Annotated in this window: 21 protein-coding genes; 11 read left to right on the top strand and 10 right to left on the bottom strand. The window is 67.1% G+C overall.

The genetic code is table 11. From position 1 onward, the window contains the following. Window positions 1-43: 43 nt before the first annotated feature. The 5 genes from FOZ76_RS13820 to FOZ76_RS13800 form a co-directional block, all read right to left on the bottom strand. Complete coding sequence (locus tag FOZ76_RS13820; RefSeq protein ID WP_143948861.1) at window positions 44-1,720, bottom strand: GMC family oxidoreductase; 1,677 nt, start codon at window positions 1,718-1,720, stop codon at window positions 44-46. A gap of 67 nt (window positions 1,721-1,787) precedes the next feature. Next, window positions 1,788-2,801, bottom strand: a complete 1,014-nt coding sequence (locus tag FOZ76_RS13815) for a Bug family tripartite tricarboxylate transporter substrate binding protein (RefSeq protein WP_246129503.1) — start codon at window positions 2,799-2,801, stop codon at window positions 1,788-1,790. A gap of 17 nt (window positions 2,802-2,818) precedes the next feature. Continuing rightward, on the bottom strand, window positions 2,819-3,730 hold the full coding sequence (locus FOZ76_RS13810) for an isocitrate lyase/PEP mutase family protein (protein ID WP_143948860.1): 912 nt from the start codon (window positions 3,728-3,730) through the stop codon (window positions 2,819-2,821). A 325-nt stretch (window positions 3,731-4,055) separates the two neighbouring features. Continuing rightward, window positions 4,056-5,423, bottom strand: coding sequence for a bifunctional UDP-N-acetylglucosamine diphosphorylase/glucosamine-1-phosphate N-acetyltransferase GlmU (gene glmU / locus FOZ76_RS13805; protein WP_143948859.1), 1,368 nt, complete (start codon window positions 5,421-5,423; stop codon window positions 4,056-4,058). A gap of 16 nt (window positions 5,424-5,439) precedes the next feature. Next, the gene (locus tag FOZ76_RS13800) at window positions 5,440-6,144 is read right to left on the bottom strand and encodes a PhaM family polyhydroxyalkanoate granule multifunctional regulatory protein (RefSeq protein WP_143948858.1); all 705 of its coding nucleotides are present in this window, start codon (window positions 6,142-6,144) and stop codon (window positions 5,440-5,442) included. Window positions 6,145-6,234: 90 nt separating this feature from the next. On the opposite strand from FOZ76_RS13800, the gene FOZ76_RS13795 reads away from it, so the two are divergent. Beyond that, window positions 6,235-6,459 (top strand): DUF3717 domain-containing protein, encoded by a 225-nt coding sequence (locus tag FOZ76_RS13795; RefSeq protein WP_143948857.1) that lies wholly within the window; start codon window positions 6,235-6,237, stop codon window positions 6,457-6,459. Between the two features lie 169 nt (window positions 6,460-6,628). On the opposite strand, the gene FOZ76_RS13790 is transcribed toward FOZ76_RS13795, so the two are convergent. Further along, window positions 6,629-7,390, bottom strand: a complete 762-nt coding sequence (locus FOZ76_RS13790) for an NUDIX hydrolase (protein WP_143948856.1) — start codon at window positions 7,388-7,390, stop codon at window positions 6,629-6,631. A gap of 348 nt (window positions 7,391-7,738) precedes the next feature. On the opposite strand from FOZ76_RS13790, the gene coxB reads away from it, so the two are divergent. The 5 genes from coxB (at window position 7,739) to FOZ76_RS13770 (ending at window position 11,896) form a co-directional block, all read left to right on the top strand. Then, the gene (gene coxB / locus FOZ76_RS13785; RefSeq protein WP_143948855.1) at window positions 7,739-8,899 is read left to right on the top strand and encodes a cytochrome c oxidase subunit II; all 1,161 of its coding nucleotides are present in this window, start codon (window positions 7,739-7,741) and stop codon (window positions 8,897-8,899) included. A gap of 109 nt (window positions 8,900-9,008) precedes the next feature. Then, window positions 9,009-10,622, top strand: coding sequence for a cytochrome c oxidase subunit I (ctaD, locus tag FOZ76_RS13780; RefSeq protein WP_143948854.1), 1,614 nt, complete (start codon window positions 9,009-9,011; stop codon window positions 10,620-10,622). Continuing rightward, window positions 10,623-10,736: a cytochrome oxidase small assembly protein gene (locus FOZ76_RS27710; protein ID WP_211366245.1), complete on the top strand. Its 114-nt coding sequence runs from the start codon at window positions 10,623-10,625 to the stop codon at window positions 10,734-10,736. A gap of 15 nt (window positions 10,737-10,751) precedes the next feature. Further along, window positions 10,752-10,970 (top strand): DUF2970 domain-containing protein, encoded by a 219-nt coding sequence (locus FOZ76_RS13775; RefSeq protein WP_143948853.1) that lies wholly within the window; start codon window positions 10,752-10,754, stop codon window positions 10,968-10,970. 50 nt (window positions 10,971-11,020) lie between these two features. Continuing rightward, window positions 11,021-11,896 carry a cytochrome c oxidase subunit 3 gene (locus FOZ76_RS13770; RefSeq protein ID WP_143948852.1) on the top strand — a complete coding sequence of 292 codons (876 nt, stop codon included), beginning with the start codon at window positions 11,021-11,023 and terminating at the stop codon, window positions 11,894-11,896. Window positions 11,897-12,061: 165 nt separating this feature from the next. Here the strand turns inward: FOZ76_RS13770 and FOZ76_RS13765 are convergent, their stop codons facing one another. Further along, on the bottom strand, window positions 12,062-12,262 hold the full coding sequence (locus tag FOZ76_RS13765; RefSeq protein WP_143948851.1) for a twin transmembrane helix small protein: 201 nt from the start codon (window positions 12,260-12,262) through the stop codon (window positions 12,062-12,064). A 72-nt stretch (window positions 12,263-12,334) separates the two neighbouring features. On the opposite strand from FOZ76_RS13765, the gene FOZ76_RS13760 reads away from it, so the two are divergent. The 5 genes from FOZ76_RS13760 (at window position 12,335) to FOZ76_RS13740 (ending at window position 16,529) form a co-directional block, all read left to right on the top strand. Next, window positions 12,335-13,171, top strand: a complete 837-nt coding sequence (locus FOZ76_RS13760) for an SURF1 family protein (protein WP_246129501.1) — start codon at window positions 12,335-12,337, stop codon at window positions 13,169-13,171. Further along, window positions 13,140-13,766: an SCO family protein gene (locus tag FOZ76_RS13755; RefSeq protein ID WP_246129500.1), complete on the top strand. Its 627-nt coding sequence runs from the start codon at window positions 13,140-13,142 to the stop codon at window positions 13,764-13,766. Before FOZ76_RS13760 ends, FOZ76_RS13755 begins: the two co-directional genes overlap by 32 nt. A 3-nt stretch (window positions 13,767-13,769) precedes the next feature. After that, the gene (locus FOZ76_RS13750; RefSeq protein WP_143948849.1) at window positions 13,770-14,819 is read left to right on the top strand and encodes a COX15/CtaA family protein; all 1,050 of its coding nucleotides are present in this window, start codon (window positions 13,770-13,772) and stop codon (window positions 14,817-14,819) included. 5 nt (window positions 14,820-14,824) lie between these two features. Further along, a complete protein-coding gene (gene cyoE, locus FOZ76_RS13745) occupies window positions 14,825-15,703 on the top strand; it encodes a heme o synthase (RefSeq protein ID WP_425473280.1) in 879 nt (292 codons plus the stop codon). 211 nt (window positions 15,704-15,914) lie between these two features. Beyond that, window positions 15,915-16,529: an SCO family protein gene (locus tag FOZ76_RS13740; protein ID WP_143948847.1), complete on the top strand. Its 615-nt coding sequence runs from the start codon at window positions 15,915-15,917 to the stop codon at window positions 16,527-16,529. A gap of 61 nt (window positions 16,530-16,590) precedes the next feature. Here the strand turns inward: FOZ76_RS13740 and FOZ76_RS13735 are convergent, their stop codons facing one another. The 3 genes from FOZ76_RS13735 to FOZ76_RS13725 form a co-directional block, all read right to left on the bottom strand. Further along, complete coding sequence (locus tag FOZ76_RS13735) at window positions 16,591-18,003, bottom strand: amidase (RefSeq protein WP_143948846.1); 1,413 nt, start codon at window positions 18,001-18,003, stop codon at window positions 16,591-16,593. Then, window positions 18,000-18,386 (bottom strand): RidA family protein, encoded by a 387-nt coding sequence (locus FOZ76_RS13730; protein WP_143948845.1) that lies wholly within the window; start codon window positions 18,384-18,386, stop codon window positions 18,000-18,002. Before FOZ76_RS13730 ends, FOZ76_RS13735 begins: the two co-directional genes overlap by 4 nt. A gap of 27 nt (window positions 18,387-18,413) precedes the next feature. Next, the coding region (locus FOZ76_RS13725; RefSeq protein WP_143948844.1) for a leucyl aminopeptidase family protein at window positions 18,414-19,854 on the bottom strand (1,441 nt) is incomplete at its 5' end.

Genomic DNA, 19,854 nt, shown 5'->3' with positions numbered 1-19,854 from the left:
CATGCCAGGGGCTCGGCGGGCAAGTCTTCCCGGTTTGTGTGGATCAGGTGTCTCTGTCGGCCAGAATCAAATCGGCGGCTTTTTCGGCGATAGCAAAGGTCGGGATGTTGGTGTTGGGCGAGGGCAAGGAAGGAAATATCGACGAGTCAACCACGCGTAGCCTGCTGGCTCCAATTACCCGGCATTCCAAATCGACCACGGACTGCGCGTCCGCCCCCATTTTGCAGGTGCCCGACATGTGCCAGCTCGTCCCTGCGGTGTTTCTTGCATATTCCATCATTTCGTAGTCGCTCGAACATGCGGCGCCTGGGCGTGTCTCCTCGATCACCCAGGGCGCGAGCGACGGCATTTCTGTCAGTTTCCTGGCAAGACGCAACCCCTTCACAAGCGTCAGCACATCCTCCTCCTGTGAAAGATACCGGGGATCCATTTTCGCCTGCACTGTCGGATCCGTGGATTGAAGATGGACGGATCCGACAGATTTTGGGTACATTGCCATCGTGCTGATGCTGAATCCGGAGTGGGCGTCCAGGCCTTTGGATTTCTGCCTGGAATATCGGTTGATGCCGGAGAGAAGTTGTAGCCTCATCACGAGATCAAGGCGCGCAAGATTCGGGGCTGATTTGATGTTCATTCCTGCCGTCACCGAACATATGCTCAGCATGCCCGTTCGACGAAATAGGAATTCCAGTCCGGCTTGAACCTTGCGCAACGGGCTGGCGACCAGGTCGTTGATCGTCACGGCTTTCGAGCACTTGAAGGTCACCCGCGTGTTCGGATGGTCCCGTAGATTTTCCCCGACGCCAGGCAAGGCCAGAATCGGCGCAATGCCGAACTGTGCAAGCACATCGGGATTGCCGATCCCGGAAAGCTCCAGAAGTTTCGGCGTTTCCAGTGGCCCTGCAGCCAAGATGACTTCCTTGTTCGCCTTTATGCAAAGGCGGCGGGCTCCCAGCAAGATTTCCACCCCCTGCGCGGTCACGCCGTCCATCAGCACGCTGGTGACTTTGGCGTTCAGCAGAACCGTGAGGTTTTCTCGCTTCGCAGCAGGGTTCAGGTACGCGACCGACGCACTATCCCTCCAGCCGTTCCGGGTCGAGTACTGAAGATGAAAGGCACCCTCATAGTGCGCACCGTCGTTGTAGTCTTCGGACTCTGGAAAGCCGGCTTCCTTTGCCGCGTCAACGAAGGCTCGAGAGAGAACGTCCGGATGGCGCGATAACCTGGTGCAGTGGATCGGGCCCCCGCGCCCACGAACATTCCTGTCGCCATCGGCGTCCTCGAGTTTCTTGAAGTACGGAAGCAGGTCGTCGTAAGACCAGCCGGAACAACCCATGGCGGCCCACTGGTCATACTCAACCGGGTCGCCCCGAGTGAAAACTGCGCCGTTGATCGAGCTGCATCCGCCCAAGACCCGGCCACGACGCCAGGGCACGCTCTGGCCGTTGAGGCCGCCTTGCGGAACCGTGACATATGGCCACGTCACGTCGTCGTCGTTGAGCACGTTGGCCACCATCAGGGGCAGGCGGAAGCTGAACCGGCTGTCCCGGTCGCCGGCTTCGATGACAAGTACCTGGTGCTTACCATTTGCGCTCAAGCGATTCGCCAGCACGCAGCCGGCCGAACCGGCTCCGACCACGATATAGTCAAAACGGGAGCCGTTCGGGATGCTGTCTATATACATGAAAAATGAATCGGTGAAATTCCGGGTGACTTCCACGGTACCTGTGACCCGGCGCACATGCCGGGCGGTATGAAAGTGCCTTGACGGACACGAACTGCTGGTCTTATTCCGACACTATTTCGTTTTCCGCGAGGATCGGCCGCCACCTCTTGATTTCTGCTTCCGTCAGCGCTTTCAATTCGTCGGGTGTGCTGCCGACCACCCTCATGCCATAGAGTTCGGTCAATTGCTTGATGATTTCAGGCTGGCTGAGTGCTTGCAGCACGCAGGAATTGAGCTTCGCCACCACAGCCTGAGGGACGCCCTTCGGTGCGTAGAGCGCATGCCAGGAGGAGACGGACAGCCCGGGGAATCCCTGCTCGCTGAGGGTCGGCAGGTCTTTGTCGAAGGGGACACGGCTATCCGTCGTCACTGCCAGGAGTTTGACCTTGCCCGATTTGAAAAACGGCAAAGCGGCCGTTTTTTGGTCGAACATGAACGGGATCACGCCACTTGCGATGTCCGTCAGGGCGGGCGTCGATCCCTTATAGGGTACATGGGTGAGCTTGATGTTCAGCGACCGGGAGAAAAGCGCGCCGGCCAAATGAGGAGAAGTCCCGACCCCTGCTGATGCATACTGGCGCATGGCGGGGTTGTCGCTGAGATAGGCGATGAGCTCCGGTACAGAATCGACGCCAATCGATGAGTTGACGATGAGGTAGTTGGGGATGTGTGCGATGAGTGAAATCGGTTCGAAGTCCCGTACAGGGTCATATCCTGCGTTCGGATTGAGAATGACGCTGATCGCATGTGTCGCAATGTTGCCTTCCGTCAATGTATAGCCATCTGCCGGCGCCCTCGCGGCGGCGGCGGTTCCAATGACGCCGCCTGCACCCGAGATGTTCTCGACTATGATCGATACTCCCAGCAGCTCGCTCATCGGACGAGTGATCTGGCGCGTGAGGATGTCGGTGGTTCCGCCGGGAGGAAAGGGGACGATGCATCGGATCGGCCGGCTTGGATATCCAGAAGAATCGTCCTTTGCTGCAAAGGCAATCTTGCCGGCCATTCCGGTCAGGCCCAGGGCGAGCAGAGATTGAAGACCGTGTCTGCGAAAAGCAGAGAATTTCTCTTCCATGTTGTGTCTCCTGCTGTTTATTGTTCTGCTGGTGCGCGCTTTGCGAGACTGCGGGTTCCAGTGTTGACGAGCCGGGAAGTGGCATCCATGAAGTCGTCCCAGATATGCTCGAATTCTTTGAGGCTTGCCTTTTCCCGCGGCAGCTTTCCCGCGTCGTGATGGGCTGCCAGTGCCGTATAGTTTTCCTGTAGCGCGCGGACGGTGCTCAACAGGCCGACAAGCGGAAAAGTGGCAAGGCCCGCTACTTGTTCGATTTGAGCGGGAGCCAGTTCGACTTCCAGCCAGCTCAGTACCATCAGCGATATCGGCTTCGGCACTTCGCGTTTGAGGCGCAGCAGATCGTCGAACGACTGTACGCATACGGACGTGGGCTGGACGAGATCGGCCCCGGCCTCGGCATAGGCCCGCGCGCGTGCAATGCACTCGTCCATCGATTGAGCGTCAGTACGGGCGATGATCAGGGTTTCGGGTTGATTCCTTGCAGCACATGCGGCTTCGATCTTGGCGACCGCATCATCGACCGGGTTGAGTTCCGGCACGCCAGGTAAAAGCGGGCAGCGTTTCGGGCTGACCTGGTCCTCCAACACGACGCCTGCCACGCCGGCCCTTTCGAAGTTGCGGACGGTTCTGATGACGTTTCGAACGTCGCCGTATCCGGTGTCGCAATCGCTGATAATCGGCGCATGTGGTAGCGCTTCGGCTATCGCGGACGTCACCGCAAGGTTTTCCGTCATTGTGTACAGCTCAATGTCGGGCCTGCCGAGGTGCGATGCGGAGATTCCGAGCCCGGTAGTGAATATCCCTTCAAATCCGGCTTGTTGAGCGAGCGTGGCGCTGAGCGCGTCATACGCGCCGGCCAGCCAGACACATTTTCCGCTTTCGATCTTCGTCCGAAGGCGCGACGCAGCACGCCCGTTCTTTCCGTCCATCGTTTGTCTTCTCCGCCTTGTATTCGTTGCGCCATGGATATCCGTATATGGCGATGCTTGAGTATCTGCGTGGCGGATTATTATTGTCAATTTAATTTATAATCATAGTAATGAAGAAAATCTTCATAATTGTTCGGCCGTCAGGGTGATGAATTTGGTTTCGATCGACTAACGATTACCGAGAGTCGCCTAGGCGAGGGCGCAGACATGGCCGGTACGGTGAGGACCCTTCCCAAGGGCTCTCACACGATACGAAACCGGTAGCCGTGTCCGTGCCTGCCTTACCGCCCGTCCGGCCCGTCGCGCGGAGCCGCCGGTTCCAGACTCAGCCCTTCTTCGCCTTCACCGGCCGCTCCCAGCCGGCGATGCTGCGCTGCTGCGCGCGCGAGATCGTGAGCTGGCCGGCCGGCGCATCCCGCGTGAGCGTGGTGCCGGCACCCAGCGTGGCGCCATGGCCGACGCGCACGGGGGCCACCAGTTGGGTGTCCGAGCCGATGAAGGCGTCGTCCTCGATGGTGGTGTGGTGCTTGTTGACCCCGTCGTAGTTGCAGGTGATGGTGCCGGCGCCCACGTTCACGCGCGCGCCCACGGTGGCATCGCCGATGTAGCTCAGGTGGTTGACCTTGGTGCCCTCGCCCAGTTGGGCGTTCTTGACTTCGACGAAGTTGCCCACGCGGCTGCGCTCGCCCATGACGGTGCCGGGGCGCAGGCGCGCGTAGGGGCCGACGTGCGCCTGAGGGCCCACTTCGGCCTGGTCGAGGTGGCTGAAGGCGTCGATCTGCGCGCCCGGGCCCACGCGTACGTTGCGCAGGACGCAGTTGGGGCCCACGCTGACCCCGTCGGCAAGCTCGACTTCGCCTTCGAACACGCAGTTGACGTCGATGCTGACATCGCGGCCGCACAGCAGGCCGCCGCGGATGTCGATGCGCGCCGGGTCGGCCAGCGTGACGCCCGCGGCGAGCAGGGTGTCGGCCTGGTGGCGCTGGTAGATGCGCTCGAGTTCGGCCTGTTGCGCGCGGCTGTTCACGCCGAGGGTTTCCCATACGGCGGCCGGGCTGGCGCTCGCCACGGGGACGCCGTCGGCCACCGCCATGGCGATGATGTCGGTCAGGTAGTACTCGCCCTGGGCGTTGTCGTTGCCCAGGCGGGCCAGCCAGCCGCGCAGGGCGGCCGTCGGCGCGGCCAGGATGCCGGTATTGACTTCGTCGAGGGCGAGCTCGGCGGCGTTGGCGTCCTTGTGCTCCACGATGCGCGCAACGCGCCCGTCGGCGTCGCGCACGATCCGGCCATAGCCGGCGGGATCGGGCATGCGCACGGTGAGCACGCCCAGACCGCCCTGGGCGGCCTCGATGAGGGCGCGCAAGGTGGCTTCGCGCACCAGCGGGACGTCGCCATACAGGACCAGGGTGGTGCCGCCATCGGCCAGCGCGGGCACGGCTTGCAGCACGGCGTGGCCGGTGCCGAGCTGTTCGGCCTGCAGCACGCACTGCACGTCGGGCTGGCCTTCGCAGGCCGCTTCGACCTGTTCGGTGCCGTGGCCGGTGACGACGATGATGCGCTGGGGCGCGAGCGCGCGCGCGGTGCCGAGCACGTGGTTGAGCATGGGGCGCCCGGCGAGCGCGTGGAGGACCTTGGGCAGCGCGGAATTCATGCGCTTGCCCATGCCGGCGGCGAGCACGACGACGTTCAGCATGACACGATCCTCCCGCTCAGCCCGACTTGCGCGGCGTGCTCTTGCGGGCGGCCTTGCGTGGCGCGGCCTTGCGCGATGCGGCGGTTGACTGGGCTGCCGGCTTCCGGGCTGGTTTGTCGGTCGGCGTGCTGGTGCTGGTGCTGGGCAGGGTGGCGGCGGCGGCCTGCGCGATCTGGTTGAACTGGTTCTGCAGCAGGTTCCACCACGCCTGCTGCGCGGAAGGGGCTTGTGCCGTGGCATCCGCGGCGGCGGCCGTGTCGGGTGGCGGCTCGGTGTTGTCCTCGTTCGCCTGGGGCGGCGCTTCGGGATGGTTGCGCCGGCCAGGCTTGGCTGCCAGAGCGATGTCGAGCGGCGACGGCCCACTCGGCGGATGCTCGCCCGACTGCGCCATGCCGGCGCCCATGCTGGCGAAGGAGCGCAGGGTGGCGAGGGTGGCCCGCTGCACCTCCAGGGCCTGGATCGAGCCTTGCACCATGTTCAGGTTCAGGCGCAGCCAACTGGCGACCGCATTCAGCTCCTGGATGCGACGGTCGAGCTCCTCGGGGTTGAGAATCGGGTTGGCGGGCAGGGCGCTTCCGAACGGTGTGCTGCCGCCCAGGCCGGCCCAGGCTTGCCGCATCATCTCCATGCTCTGCAGGATAGGGTTGCCGGAAGTCTCGCCGGGCGTGTTGCCCAGGCCCATGCCGGGAAAGATGAAGGGATTGCCGGACGTGCTGCTCATGGATTCCTCCGTTAGACCTGGTTCGATTATCACTCATGGCCGGCGTGCGGGGGCAGCGGGCGAGTATTAGACTGTCCGCAGGAGTCCACCATGACCATTCCCATCACCGAGCTGGAGCGCGCCATCAACTACTGGCGCTCGCGCCGCCCTTCGCAGGGGGAGGAGCGGCGCCTGTGCCCCGAGGCCGCCGCGCTGGCCGAGCCCTATGCCGCGCTGATCCTGCACCGGCGCACCGAGATCGCGTACGAAGCGCTCACGGCGGCGGCGCGCGCTGCGTTCGAGGCCTGGCGCGCGGAGGGCGACAGCCCCCCCTGAACGGTCGGGGCTGCGCCCGGGGCGGCAGTGCGCGCCGGGGCACCGCCGCGCATGCGGGTATGCGGAGATCGGCGGATGCTGAGCAGCGCGGCTCCAGGCGCTGCAGCCGCCCGCAGGCGAGTGCACCGGCTTCCCGGCGGCGACCCGCGCCGCGAAAGCCTTCGAGAGCTCAGCCCGGCCGGGCTGCCGCTTCCAGCGAGATCAGGATCGCCAGCGAGGCTTCGGCCGTGTACTGGTGATCGGCGATGCCGGCCAGCACCTCCTCGGCGGGGGCCAGCCGGATCTCCTCGACTTCGCCGTCGCGATTGCACGGCGTGCAGTCGGGCGGCAGCACGCAATCGGTCACCAGCACGTGTTCCCGTTGGTAGCCCTCGGGTACGCGCCGGGTGACCAGGAAGTCGCCGATCGGCTGCGCATCGCGCAAATGCGCCGGCGTCAGGCCCGCCTCCTCGTCGCTTTCGCGCTCCAGGGCGAGGGCGGGGGATTCGCCCGCGGCGATCAGCCCGCCCACCAGCGTGTCCCACATGCCGGGGTCGGTGTTCTTGTGCAGGGCCCGCCGCGCAACCCACAGGCGGCCGTCGGGCGCGTACGCCGTCAGGTGCACCGCGCGGGTCATCAGGCCCAGCGGACGCATGGTGGCGCGTTCGATCCGGCCGAGCACGCGGCCGTCGTCGCCCATCACGTCGAGCAGTTCGTTGCGCCAACCCGACAGTACGCCGGCCTCATGCAGCCGCCGGGCCAGCCCGGCCAGGCCGTCGTCGGTCTCGGGCAGGCTCGCACGCCCTTCGCGCAGGCCGACGACGGCGGCCGCCTCTGGCTTGGCCCAGCCGCAGGCGTGCCCCTTGAGCCAGACGCGCGACGCATCCGCCGGCGGCGGTGTACTGGTGCGGGAACGAAATTCGTGTAACAGTTGACGGCGGTTGGGCTGCATGGGTTATACGGTTGCTAGTCTGAGCCGTTGAGTCCAGGTCATTTTTTGCCACGATTTTAGTCAAGCCCCTATAATTCCGGGGTTTGACGTTGCCGAGTATGTATCAACCTGTGTAGGGTTGCGCGGTGCGTGCGGGCAGCCGGTGTGCTGGCCTTGCACTGTGGAGTTCCTGCAGAAGAAGAACGGGCGCCGACGAGTGTCCGAGGAGACGACGCCGGAAGGCGTCAGCCGCGTGTGCGGAAGTCGCATGCGCCGGGCTGAACGCTTGCGTTTCGGTCGCTGCTGTGCCGCAATGGCGTAGCGCTGGCCCCGGCGTTCGATAAGAAAACGGTGTACTTCGAGGTCGACATGAAGAAGTGGTTGGGTGTTTGCCTGGGTGTGGTCGGCGCACTGGCCTGTAGTACGGGCCGGGCGTGGGAGCGAGGCGATAGTCCGGGCGGCCCGGCCGTCAACCAATTGAACATGCACGAACCCGTGACCCAGATCGCGGCCCAGATCCACTGGCTGCACTGGCTCATGCTCGGCATCTGCCTGTTCATCTTCGTCGCCGTCTTCGGCGTCATGTTTTATTCCATCTGGGCGCACCGCAAATCGCGCGGCGTCAAGCCGGCCACGTTCCACGAGAGCCTGGGCGTGGAAGTCGCCTGGACCGTCGTGCCTTTCCTGATCGTGATCGCGATGGCGCTGCCCGCCACCAGCACCGTGGTCGCCATGAAGGACACGTCCAGCGCCGAGCTTACCGTGAAGGCAACGGGCTATCAGTGGAAATGGGGCTACGAGTACCTCGAGGGCGAGGGCGCCGGCATCGCCTTCCTGTCCAACCTGTCCACGCCGCGCGCCCAGATCGACGGGCACGAAACCAAGAACGTGAACTACCTGATCGAGGTCGACCAGCCCCTGGTGGTGCCGGTCGACACCAAGGTGCGGGTGGTGACCACCGCGGCCGATGTCATCCACTCCTGGATGGTGCCGGCGCTGGGCGTCAAACAGGACGCCTTCCCCGGCATCCTGCGCGATACCTGGTTCCGCGCCGAGCGCACCGGCGAGTTCCGCGGCCAGTGCGCCGAGCTGTGCGGCAAGGACCACGCCTACATGCCCATCGTGGTGAAAGTGGTCGAGAAGGACGAATACGTCGCCTGGGTCGAGGAGCAGCAGAAGCTGCTGGCCGCCGCGGCCGACGACCCCACCCGCGAATGGACCGGCGAGGAACTGATCGCGCGTGGCGAGAAGGTCTACGCCAGCAACTGCGTGGCCTGTCACCAGGCTACCGGGCAAGGGGTGCCGGGCAGCTTTCCGGCGCTGGATGGCGACAAGGTCGTGCTGGGGCCGAAGGCCGGCCAGATCGACGTGCTGCTGCACGGCAAGCCGGGCACGGCCATGGCCTCGTTCGCGCAGCTCTCGGATGTCGAGATCGCCGCCGTGATCACTTACTCCCGCAATGCCTGGGGCAACCAGGGCAATGGCGAGGACCCGGTGGTGCAGCCGGCCGACATCACGTCGGCGCGCTGACGCCCACGCCGTCGGGCGCGCCAGGCGCGCCCCGCAGTGCCTGAACCCACAAGCCGCGTCGCGCCGACACCACGCCGACGCGACCAGCAGCAGTCAAGGAGCGACCATCATGAGCAGCACTCCGATCGATCACGTGCCGCCAGGCCAGGCCCACGGCCACGCACACGATCACGACCATGCGCACGATATGCCGCACGGGTGGCGCCGGTGGCTGTTCGCCACCAACCACAAGGACATCGGCACGATGTACATGCTGTTCTCGTTCATCATGCTGATGGTGGGCGGGGTCCTGGCGCTGTTGCTGCGCACTGAGCTTTTCTCGCCGGGGATCCAGTTCTTCCAGCCGGAGCTCTTCAACCAGTTCACCACCATGCACGGCGTGATCATGGTGTTCGGCGCGATCATGCCGGCCTTCGTGGGCTTCGCGAACTGGATGATCCCGCTGCAGATCGGCGCGTCGGACATGGCCTTCGCGCGCATGAACAACTTCAGCTTCTGGCTGCTGCCGGCCGCTGCCACGCTGCTCGTGATCTCGTTCTTCGTGCCGGGCGGCGCCACGGCCGCGGGCTGGACGCTGTACGCTCCGCTCTCGGTGCAGATGGGTCCCGGGATGGACTTCGCCATCTTCGCCCTGCACATCATGGGCGCGTCCTCGATCATGGGCGCGATCAACATCATCGTGACCGTCCTGAACATGCGCGCGCCCGGGCTCACGCTCATGAAGATGCCGCTGTTCTGCTGGACCTGGCTCATCACCGCCTACCTGCTGATCGCCGTGATGCCCGTGCTGGCCGGCGCGATCACCATGGTCCTGACCGACCGCCATTTCGGCACCGCCTTCTTCAACGCCGCGGCCGGCGGCGACCCGGTGCTCTACCAGCACATCTTCTGGTTCTTCGGCCACCCCGAGGTCTACATCATGATCCTGCCGGCGTTCGGGATCGTCTCGGCCATCGTGCCCACCTTCGCGCGCAAGCCGCTCTTCGGCTACGCCTCGATGGTGTACGCCACGTCCGCCATCGCGGTGCTCTCCTTCATGGTCTGGGCGCACCACATGTTCACCACCGGGATGCCGGTCACGGGGCAGCTCTTCTTCATGTACGCCACCATGCTGATCGCCGTGCCCACGGGCGTGAAGATCTTCAACTGGCTGGCCACCATGTGGCGCGGCGCGATGACCTTCGAGACGCCCATGCTGTTTTCGGTCGGGTTCATCTTCGTGTTCACGATCGGCGGCTTCACCGGTCTCATCCTGGCCGTGGCGCCCATCGACATCCAGGTCCACGACACCTACTACGTGGTGGCTCACTTCCACTATGTCCTGGTCGCGGGTTCGCTGTTCGCGCTGTTCGCGGGCGCCTACTACTGGCTGCCCAAGTGGACCGGCGTGATGTATGACGAAAGGCTGGGCAAGTGGCACTTCTGGTGCTCGCTGATCTCCTTCAACGTCACCTTCTTCCCGATGCACTTCCTGGGCCTGGCCGGCATGCCGCGCCGCTACGCGGACTACGCCACCCAGTTCACGGATTTCCACCGCATCTCGACCATCGGCGCGTTTGCCTTCGGCCTGTCGCAGCTCATCCTGGTCTGGGTGGTCGTCAAGGCCTACCGTGGCCAGGGCGTGCCGGCGCCGGCCAATCCCTGGCATGCCGAGGGGCTGGAGTGGACGGTGCCGTCGCCGGCGCCGCATCACACGTTCGAAACGCCGCCGCTGGTGAAGTAAGTGCAGAATGAAGAACAACGCCGGCGCAACCGACGCACGGGCCTGATTCTCGCGTCGGTGGCGCTGGTGTTCCTGTTGGGCTATGTGGTCAGGCGCATGATGCTGGGCGCCTAGCGAGGGGAAGCAGGCATGCAGGAGAACCGCGAGGCACCGCCGCCCAAGGCCGGATTCTGGCGCACCATGCGCGCGGTGCTGTGGTCCTTCCTCGGGGTGCGCCGCAATCGCGGCTATGAGGACGACGCCCGGCAGTTGAATCCGGTGTACGTCATCCTCGCCGGCTTGCTCGCCGCCGCGGCCTTCGTCGCGGCATTGATCGTGATCGTACGGATGGTGGTCGCCCACGCCTGAGCGCGGGCGGATGACAACAAGATGATGGCTGGATTCGTGGGAGAAACAGGATGAGTGCAAGCCATACCGCACCGGGCAAGGAAGCGCCCTATTATTTCGTCCCGGGGCTGTCGGCCCATCCGGTGCGCGGCAGCATCGCGCTCCTGTTGTTCGGGCTGGGCATGGTCATGCTCGTCAATGGCGTAGCCGCCGGCAAGTGGGTCACCCTGGCGGGGGTGCTCGCCTTCCTGGTGGTGCTCTATTTCTGGTTCGGCGACGCCATCCAGGAGTCCGAGGGCGGTCTGTACGGCCGGCGCATCGACATCTCCTATCGCTGGAGCATGGGCTGGTTCATCTTCTCCGAGGTGATGTTCTTCGCGGCCTTTTTCGGCGCCCTGTTCTACGCGCGCCTGGTCGCCACTCCCGAGCTGGGCGACCTCGACCACCGGCTGTACCTGTGGCCGGACTTCACCGCGGTCTGGCCACACACCGGGCCCGCCGGCATCATCGAACCCTTCGCGTCGGTCGGGCCGTTCTGGCTGCCCACCATCAACACCGCGCTGCTGCTCACCTCGGGGGTGACGCTCACCATCGCGCACCACGCGCTGCTCGCCAACCATCGCAGCCGCACCATCTTCTGGATGTTCCTGACCGTCGTGCTGGGCGCGATCTTCCTGGGTGTGCAGGCCTACGAGTACATGCATGCCTACCGGGATCTCAACCTCAAGCTGAGTTCGGGCATCTTCGGTTCCACGTTCTACATGCTCACGGGCTTCCACGGCTTTCACGTGCTGGTCGGCGGCCTGATGCTCACGGTGGTACTGGTCCGCCTGATCCGGGGGCATTTCACGCCCACGCACCATTTCGGCTTCGAAGGGGCCGCCTGGTACTGGCACTTCGTGGACGTCGTCTGGCTGGGCCTGTACCTGCTCGTCTACTGGACCTGAGCCGGTGCGCCCCGGGGTGGGGCGAAATGTCCTAGGGCGAAGTGTCCCAACAGAGGCGCGTACCGGGCAACCTGGTGCGCGCCTCTGCTAAAGTTGCTGGGCTCTGCCGCGACGCCTTCCGCATGGCCGCCGGACGGCCGGGACGGGCCCGGGCGGCGCCGGCGCTCAGCGCAGGCCCGTCGGTTCGATCCAGCCCAGTGCGTAGGCGATCAGGACGAAGATGAACAGGGCGACGGAAAGGCCGATCCGTACCGTGAGGGCCTTGACGGTCCGTTTCGAACGCCCTTGATCCCGCATGAGATAGAACAGGGCGGAACCCAGGCTGACGAGTATGCCGCCGAAGGCGAGCCCTACGATGATACGCATGTACCGACTCCTGCGAATCGAACATTATCGCAGCGCCCCCCGTGTCGCGCGCTTCCGTAGTTTCCCGGGGGCATGGTGAACCGGGCTGGCGGGCCGGTGCACGCGCCGCAGCCCGCACCGATGCGTGGCTGGCGGCTGTGGCTGGCCTTGGTGGCGCTCTTGGCGATTGCCGCCGTCTGCCTGCTGGCGGGACGCTGGCAACTGTCCCGCTCGGCCGAGAAGACCGCGCTGGCCGACGCCATGGCGAGTGCGGCGGCCCAGGCGCCGCTGGCGCTGACACCGGCCGTGGCGCAGGGCACGCTGGGCGCCTGGCGTCCGGCCACGGCAGCCGGCGCCTGGCAGCCGGGCTATACGGTGCTGCTGGACAATCGCAACCACGACGGTGCGCCCGGCCGCTGGGTGGCCACCCCGCTGTGCCTGGGGCTGCCCGATGCGCCCGACCCGGCCGAGGGCGAGGCGGTGGACTGCGATCGCGCGGTGCTGGTGCTGCGTGGGTGGCAGCCGCGCGAGCGGCCCGGCGAGGCGCCGGCCTTGCCGCCGCCGCCGGTCCCCGGTGCGCCGGTCGAGGGGCGGTTGCTGGAACACGTGCCGCGCCTGTTCGAGCTGTCCGCGCTGACGCCGGGCGAACCGGCGCCGGCTGCACCGATCGTCTGGGAGGACGAGCGTGCGCCGGTGCTGCAGAACCTCACGGTGGCGGCGCTGGCCGACGCCACCGGGCTGCCCCTGCTGCCCATGGTGCTGGAGCAGCGCAACGACACCGGCGACGGCCTGCTGCGCGACTGGCCCAGCCCTGTCGTGGATGTTGCCAAACACAAGGGCTATGCCCTGCAGTGGTTCGCCTTCGCGGCCATTGCCTTGATTGCCTTGGGAGTCATCGTTGTCAAAGCCTTCCGCAACCGCAACCGCTGAGCCGGGGCCCGCTGCCGTGCCCCGGCGCCGGCTGACGCCGCTGGTGCTCGTCCTGGCAGTGTGCCTGGCCCCTGTGCTGGTCGCCGTCGCGCTCTACCTGAACCCATCCTGGGCGCCGGCCGGCGCCCAGAGCTACGGGACGCTGCTCGAACCGCAGCGGCCGGTGCCGCCTGCCGACGCGCTGCGGCTGGTCGATCTGCAGGGCAGGGCGGTCGACCTGCGCGACGAGCGCGGCCAGTGGCTGCTGCTCACCGTCGACGGCGGGGCCTGCCCGGAATCGTGCGCGCGCAAGCTGTTCATGATGCGCCAGAACCACGCGAGCACCGGCAAGAACGTGGTTCGCATAGAGCGCGTCTGGCTGATCACGGACGACGCGCCCGTGCCGGACGCGGTGCGCACGGCCTACGAGGGCACGCTGATGCTGCGCGCCGACGCGCAGCAGGTGCGTGCCTTCACGGGCAGCGAGCATCCCGAGAACCACATCTGGATCGTCGATCCGTTGAACAATCTCATGATGCGCTTTCCCGAGGATCCGGACCCCATCCGCATGCGGGGCGATCTGGGCAAGCTGCTGTTCGCCTCGCAGGTGGGCTAGGGCATGACCGGGATTTCCCACGCCGCCCGCGTGCGCAGCCGCTACCGCAAGCTGGTCTTCATCACGCTGTTCCTCACGCTGGACCTGGTCATGTTCGGCGCCTTCGTGCGCCTGTCGGATTCGGGGCTGGGGTGTCCGGACTGGCCCGGGTGCTACAGCAGCTTCAGCCCGGTCGGCGCCATGCACCACATCCGCGAGGCCGCGCAAACCATGCCGTTCGGGCCGGTCACGCTGGGCAAGGCCTGGATCGAGATGATCCACCGCTACGTCGGCGCGATCCTGGGCATGCTCATCATCGCCATCATGTACATGGCCTGGCGCCATCGGGCGCTACTGCAGCAAACGCCCCTGCTCGCCACCGTGAGCTTCGTGGCCGTCTGCGTGCAGGGGGCGTTCGGCGCCTGGACGGTCACGCACAAGCTCATGCCGCTGATCGTCACCATCCACCTGCTCGGCGGCATGGGGCTGCTGGCCCTGCTGACCTGGCTGGGCGCGCGCCAGAAGCCGCACGAACCCGTGCCCGCCGAGGCGGCGCGCTGGCGCCTGGCCGCCGTGCTCGGCCTGCTCGTGCTGGCGGTCCAGATCGCCCTGGGCGGCTGGGTCAGCACCAACTATGCGGCGCTCGCCTGCCTGGATTACCCGACCTGTCATGGCGATTGGGTGCCCGAGATGGATTTCCATGGCGGCTTCTCGCTGGTGCGAGGGCTGGGCGAACTGCCGTCGGGAGAGATCATTTCCCAGAGCGGGCTCACGGCGATCCACTGGGTGCACCGGAACTTTGCCGTGGTCGTCTTCGTCTATCTCGGCTGGCTCTCGCACCGGCTTGGGCGCTACGAAGGCCTGCGCGGGCCGGCGCGGCTGCTCGGCGGCGTGCTCGTGCTCCAGGTCCTGACCGGGATCGCCACCATCTTCCTGCAATGGCCGCTGCTGCTCGCCGTCCTGCACAACGGCGGCGCGGCCGTGCTCACCATGGCGTGCACGACGCTTGCCGTGCGCACCGCGCGCGCCGGTCGGCAACCGCCGGCCGGCGACGATAAAATCCTCGCATCATGAATGGTTTGTCCGCTTCCACCGCCCGCTTGCGGCTGCGCCAGTACCTCGTACTGACCAAGCCCCGGGTCACCCAGCTCGCCGTGTTCTGCGCGGTGATCGGGATGTTTCTCGCCTCGCCCGGCCTGCCGCCGCTCGATACCATCGTCTTCGCGACCATCGGCATCTGGCTGCTCGCCGCCGCCGCTTTCGCCGTCAACTGCCTGATCGAGCAGGAGGTCGACGCGCGCATGGCCCGCACCCGCCACCGCGCCACGGCGCGCGGCGACATCCCGGCCGGGCAGACCCTGGCCACCTCGGGCGTGCTGGGCGGCCTGGGCATGCTGGTGCTCTATCACCTGGTGAATCCGCTCACCATGTGGCTCACCTTCGCCACTTTCGTGGGCTACGCGATCATCTATACCGTCATCCTCAAGCCGCGCACGCCGCAGAACATCGTCATCGGCGGGCTGTCCGGCGCGATGCCGCCGGCCCTGGGCTGGGCCGCCGTGGCCGACGCCGTGCCGGCCCAGGCCTGGCTGCTGGTGCTCATCATCTTCGTCTGGACGCCGCCGCACTTCTGGGCGCTGGCCCTGTACCGCCGCCAGGACTACGTCGATTCCGGGCTGCCCATGCTGCCCGTCACCCACGGCGAGCGCTACACCCGCCTGCAGATCCTGCTGTATTCGGTCGCCTTGTTCGGGGTGACGCTGCTGCCCTACGTCATCAACATGAGCGGCCTGCTCTACCTGGCGGCCGCGGTGATCCTGGGTGCCTGGTTCGTGGCCTACGCCTGGCGCCTGTGGCGCGCCTACAGCGACGAGCTGGCTCGCCGCGCCTTCAAATTCTCGATTCTTTATCTGGCCCTGCTGTTCGGCGCGCTGCTGGTCGATCACTGGGTGGGGTGAACGGTCCCCCCTGCGCGCTGACGCGCTCCCCCCAAGGGCGGACCGGCGGAGCCGGATCCGGCCGTGCCCTGGATCGCACCACCGCAGTGTCATACGTCGAGGTAGCGCGCAGCGGCATGGAAAACAGAAATGAAACGACTCCCACGCTCACTACGTTCGCTGTCTCCCGCGGGGGCTTCAGTCCCCTTCGGGCGGCAGCGCGGAAACTGATATGACGCATTCCCTCCTGAAACCCGCTCGCCGGCGCCTGTTGGCGGCCGGTGCGGCGGGCCTCGCCCTGCCGGCCCTGCTCTCCGGTTGCCTGGACAAGAGCGCGAGCTTTCGCGGCACGGACGTCGGCCGTTCGGACATCGGCCAGAACTGGCGCCTGCCCGACACCGAGGGGGAGATGCGCTCCGCCGAGGATTTCAAGGGCAAGGTCGCGGTGGCGTTTTTCGGCTTCATCCAGTGCCCCGACGTATGCCCGACCACGCTGGCCGAGCTGACCGAGGTCAAGCGGCAGCTAGGCCCCGATGGCGAGCGCATGCAGGTGCTCTTCATCACGGTGGACCCCGAACGCGACACCCCGCAGATCATCCGCGAGTACCTCGACAATTTCGACGGATCCTTCGTGGGCCTGCGCGGCGACCTCGAACAGCTCGCCGATGCGGCGCGCGCCTTCAAGGCCTTCTACGCCAAGGTGCCCGGCCCGGGCGGCGAGGGCTATACCATGGACCACTCGGCGGGCCTGTACTTCTTCGATCCCGAAGGCAACGTGCGGGTGTATGCCCGCTACGGCCAGCCGGTGGAGGACATGGTGGCGGACGTGAGGACGTTGCTGGGGTGAGGCCCGGGCGGGCGCCGGACGGCGGATCGCGGCATGCGCAGCGAAGAACGCCCGTCCGTCCTCACGGCGCCGTCGCCAGCGCCGGCCAATGCTGCGTCCAGGGGTGGGCCGTTTCGTAGCGTTGCGCAAGGTCGAGCAGCGCGCGATCGGCGCCGAAGTCGCCGATCAACTGCAGGCCGGCGAGGCCCGCGGCGGGGTCGTCGGCGACGGGAAGGCTGATGGCCGGGTGTCCGCACGCATTGACCCAGCCCGTGAAGGCGGCATGGCTGCGGGGAGCCGCCGACGCACCGTCGATGGTCCCGGGGTATATCTCGGTGGCTGGCCAGGGCGGCGCGGCGCTGCAGGGCGTCGCGATGATGTCGACTCCCGCGAAGGCTGCGCGCACGGTCCGGCGAAACGCCTGCAGGGTTTCCAGGCAGGCGAGCAGGTCCGCCGCCGACAAGGCTGCGCCCGCGCGCGCGAGATCGACGAAGGCTGGCGAGGCCTGGTGCGCGAACTCGGGGTCGCGCCGGGCCAGCAGGGCGAGGCCGATGCCGCCCAACTGCGACCACGCTGCATCGACCTCGGACACGTCGAAGGGGAGGGGCCCGTGCGTGACGGTGTGGCCCAGCGCCTCCAGGCGCCTCATGCCTTGCAGGCAGGCGGCCTGGATCCCGCGGTCGACCGGATGCGGCGGGAGGTGATCGACGTAGTGGATGCGCCGCCGGACGCCGTGCGCGGCCGGGGCCGGCGGCAGGGCGAAGGAGGACGGGTCGAGCGGGCTCGGCCCCGCCAGGCACTCGAAGAGCCGGCGCGCGCCCTCGGTCGAACGCGCGATCGGCCCGACCACCTCGCAATCGAGCAGCAGGGCCGGGAAGCCGCCGTGGCGCGCCAGGCGTCCCGTGCTGGGCTTGAACCCGAGCAGGTGCGTCAGGGCGGCGGGGCGGCGGATCGAGCCGCCGCCGTCGGTGCACAGCGCGAGCGGAACGAGCCCGGCGGCGACCGCGGCGGCGGCCCCGCCGCTGGAGCCTCCCGGCGTGAGCGCCGGATTCCATGGGTTGCGGCTGGCTCCGAACAGCGGGTTGCAGGTGTATCCCTGCAGCGTGAACTCCGGCACGTTGGTCTTGCCGATCAGAATCGCGCCGGCGGCGCGCAGGCGCGCCACCGGCAGTTCGTCATGCGTGGGTCGGTAGTGCTGGTAGAGCGGCGAGCCCCAGGTCGCCGGCTGACCGGCCACGAGCAGATTGTCCTTCACGGCCACCGGGATGCCTTCCAGCTCGCTGCGCGGCCGGCCCGCACGCAGGTGTTCGTCGCTGACGTCGGCGGCGCGGTGAGCCGCCGGATCGAGCCATGCGAAGGCGTTGACGACGGGATTCAGCCGCTCGATTCGGTCCTGGAAGTGGCTCAGCATGGCGCGAGCCGTCAGGCTGCCGTCGCGCAGGGCGCGCGCGATGGCCGCGAGCGGCCAGCGGAACAGATCGGCGGGTGCGTTCATCGTTCGATGTAGGCGATCACGTCGAACTCGACCATCAACTCGGGCATGCCCATGGAGCCCGTGACCGTCGCGCGCGACGGCAGGCTGTCGCCATGGAAGAACTCGGCATACACCTCGTTCATGCCGGCGAAGTGGCGCATGTCCGTCAGATAGATCATGACGCGCGCCACGTCGTCCAGCGAGCCGCCGGCAGCCTCGAGCAGGTGGGCGAGGTTCTGCAGCGCCTGTCGCGTCTGCGCGCGGATGTCGCCGACGCCGACGACCTGGCCCTGCTGGTTCAGCGCCACGGTGGCGGTGTAGAAATGGTTGCCGGCCATCGTCGCCTGGGAGTGCGGGTTGACGGGTTCGACGACGTAGGGCGAATGAATGACGGTCTTGGGCATGGGTGCTTCTCCGGTGAATGGGGCAAGTCAGGGGCCGGCCGGATCGTCGGCCGGCAGATCGAGCAGAAACTGGGTCAGGAGGCGGGTGCCGGCGCCGGTCGCTCCCTTGGGCAGGTAAGGGTGCGCCTCGGTGTTCCAGCAGGTGTTGTAGATGTCCAGATGCAGCCAGGGCATGCCGGCGGCGAACTGCTGGAGGAAGGCGGCCGCCACCAGCATGGCGCCCTGCGGGCCCGCCACGTTGCGCAGATCGGCGACCTCGCTGTGCAGACGTTCGGCGTACGCCTGCGCGAGCGGCATCGGCCAGAGCCGTTCGCCGCTGAGCGCACCCGCCTGCTCCATGCGTGCGGCATAGGCCGGGGCACTCGAGAACAGGGCGTTGAACGCCGAGCCGAACACCACCGCGCTGGCGCCCGTCAGCGTGGCGATGTCGATGACGCACGCGGGTTCGAAGCGGCGGGCGTAGTGCAGCGCGTCGGCGAGGATCAAACGGCCTTCGGCATCGGTGTTCAGCACTTCCACCGTCGCGCCCGACGCCATGCGCAGGATGTCGCCCGGTCGCATCGCCGAGGCGTCGGGCATGTTCTCCACGATGGCCAGCAGGGCGACGACACGGCGGGGCAAGCCGGTACGCGCTGCGGCGCGCATGGCCGCCAGCACGGCGGCGCCGCCCGTCATGTCGGCCTTCATCTGCTCCATGTCCAGCGCCGCCTTGAGGGAGATGCCGCCGCTGTCGAACGTGACGGTCTTGCCCACGAGGACGATCGGCCGCTGCCGCTCGGTTCCAGGCGGGGCGTGTTCGAGGATCGCCAGGCGCGGGCCGTCGCGGCTGCCGGCGGCGACGCCCAGCAGCCCGCCCATGCCCAGGCGGGCGAGTTCCTCGGTGGCCAGCACCTCGGCACGCAGCCCCGACGTCTGCGCGATGTCCAGGGCGACCTCGGCAAAGCGCTGCGGCGTCAGGGCGTTGCCGGGCAGGTGACACAGATCCCGCGCCAGCCAGGCGGCGTCGCCGACGGTCTGGCCGCGCACGACGCCCCGGCGCCAGGCCGCGGCCTGCGCGGCATCGGACGCCCACAGCGTGACGGCGCCCAGCGGCGCTGCGCGGGCCTGGTCGGCGCCGCTGCGATAGGCGGTGAAGGCGTAGCCGGCGAGCAGAATGCCCTCGGTGATCGCCTGGGCCGCGATGTCCGGCGGGCAGCTCGCGGGCAGGTTGGCCGGCAGGCGCAGATGCCAGTCGCCGATGCCGGCCTGCCGGAGGCGCCGAGTGGCCTGCGCAGCGGCACGGCGCAGGGTTTCCGGGGCCAGCGTCGACCCTGTGCCGATGCCGACCAGCAGGGTCCGGCGGATGCCGTCGGACGTTGTTCCGTGGAGCAGCAGAAGCTGCCCGGGGCGAGCGTCGAATTCGCCGTCGGCGGTCGCGGCATGCAGTTGGGCGAGGGTGCGCTCGGAGAGCCCATCGGGCCGGGCCGCC

The sequence above is a fragment of the Verticiella sediminum genome, assembly GCF_007558815.1.
Lineage (GTDB): Bacteria > Pseudomonadota > Gammaproteobacteria > Burkholderiales > Burkholderiaceae_B > Verticiella > Verticiella sediminum.
The sequence above is the reverse complement of the archived record's forward strand: the minus strand, read 5'-3'. Positions and strand labels throughout refer to the sequence as shown.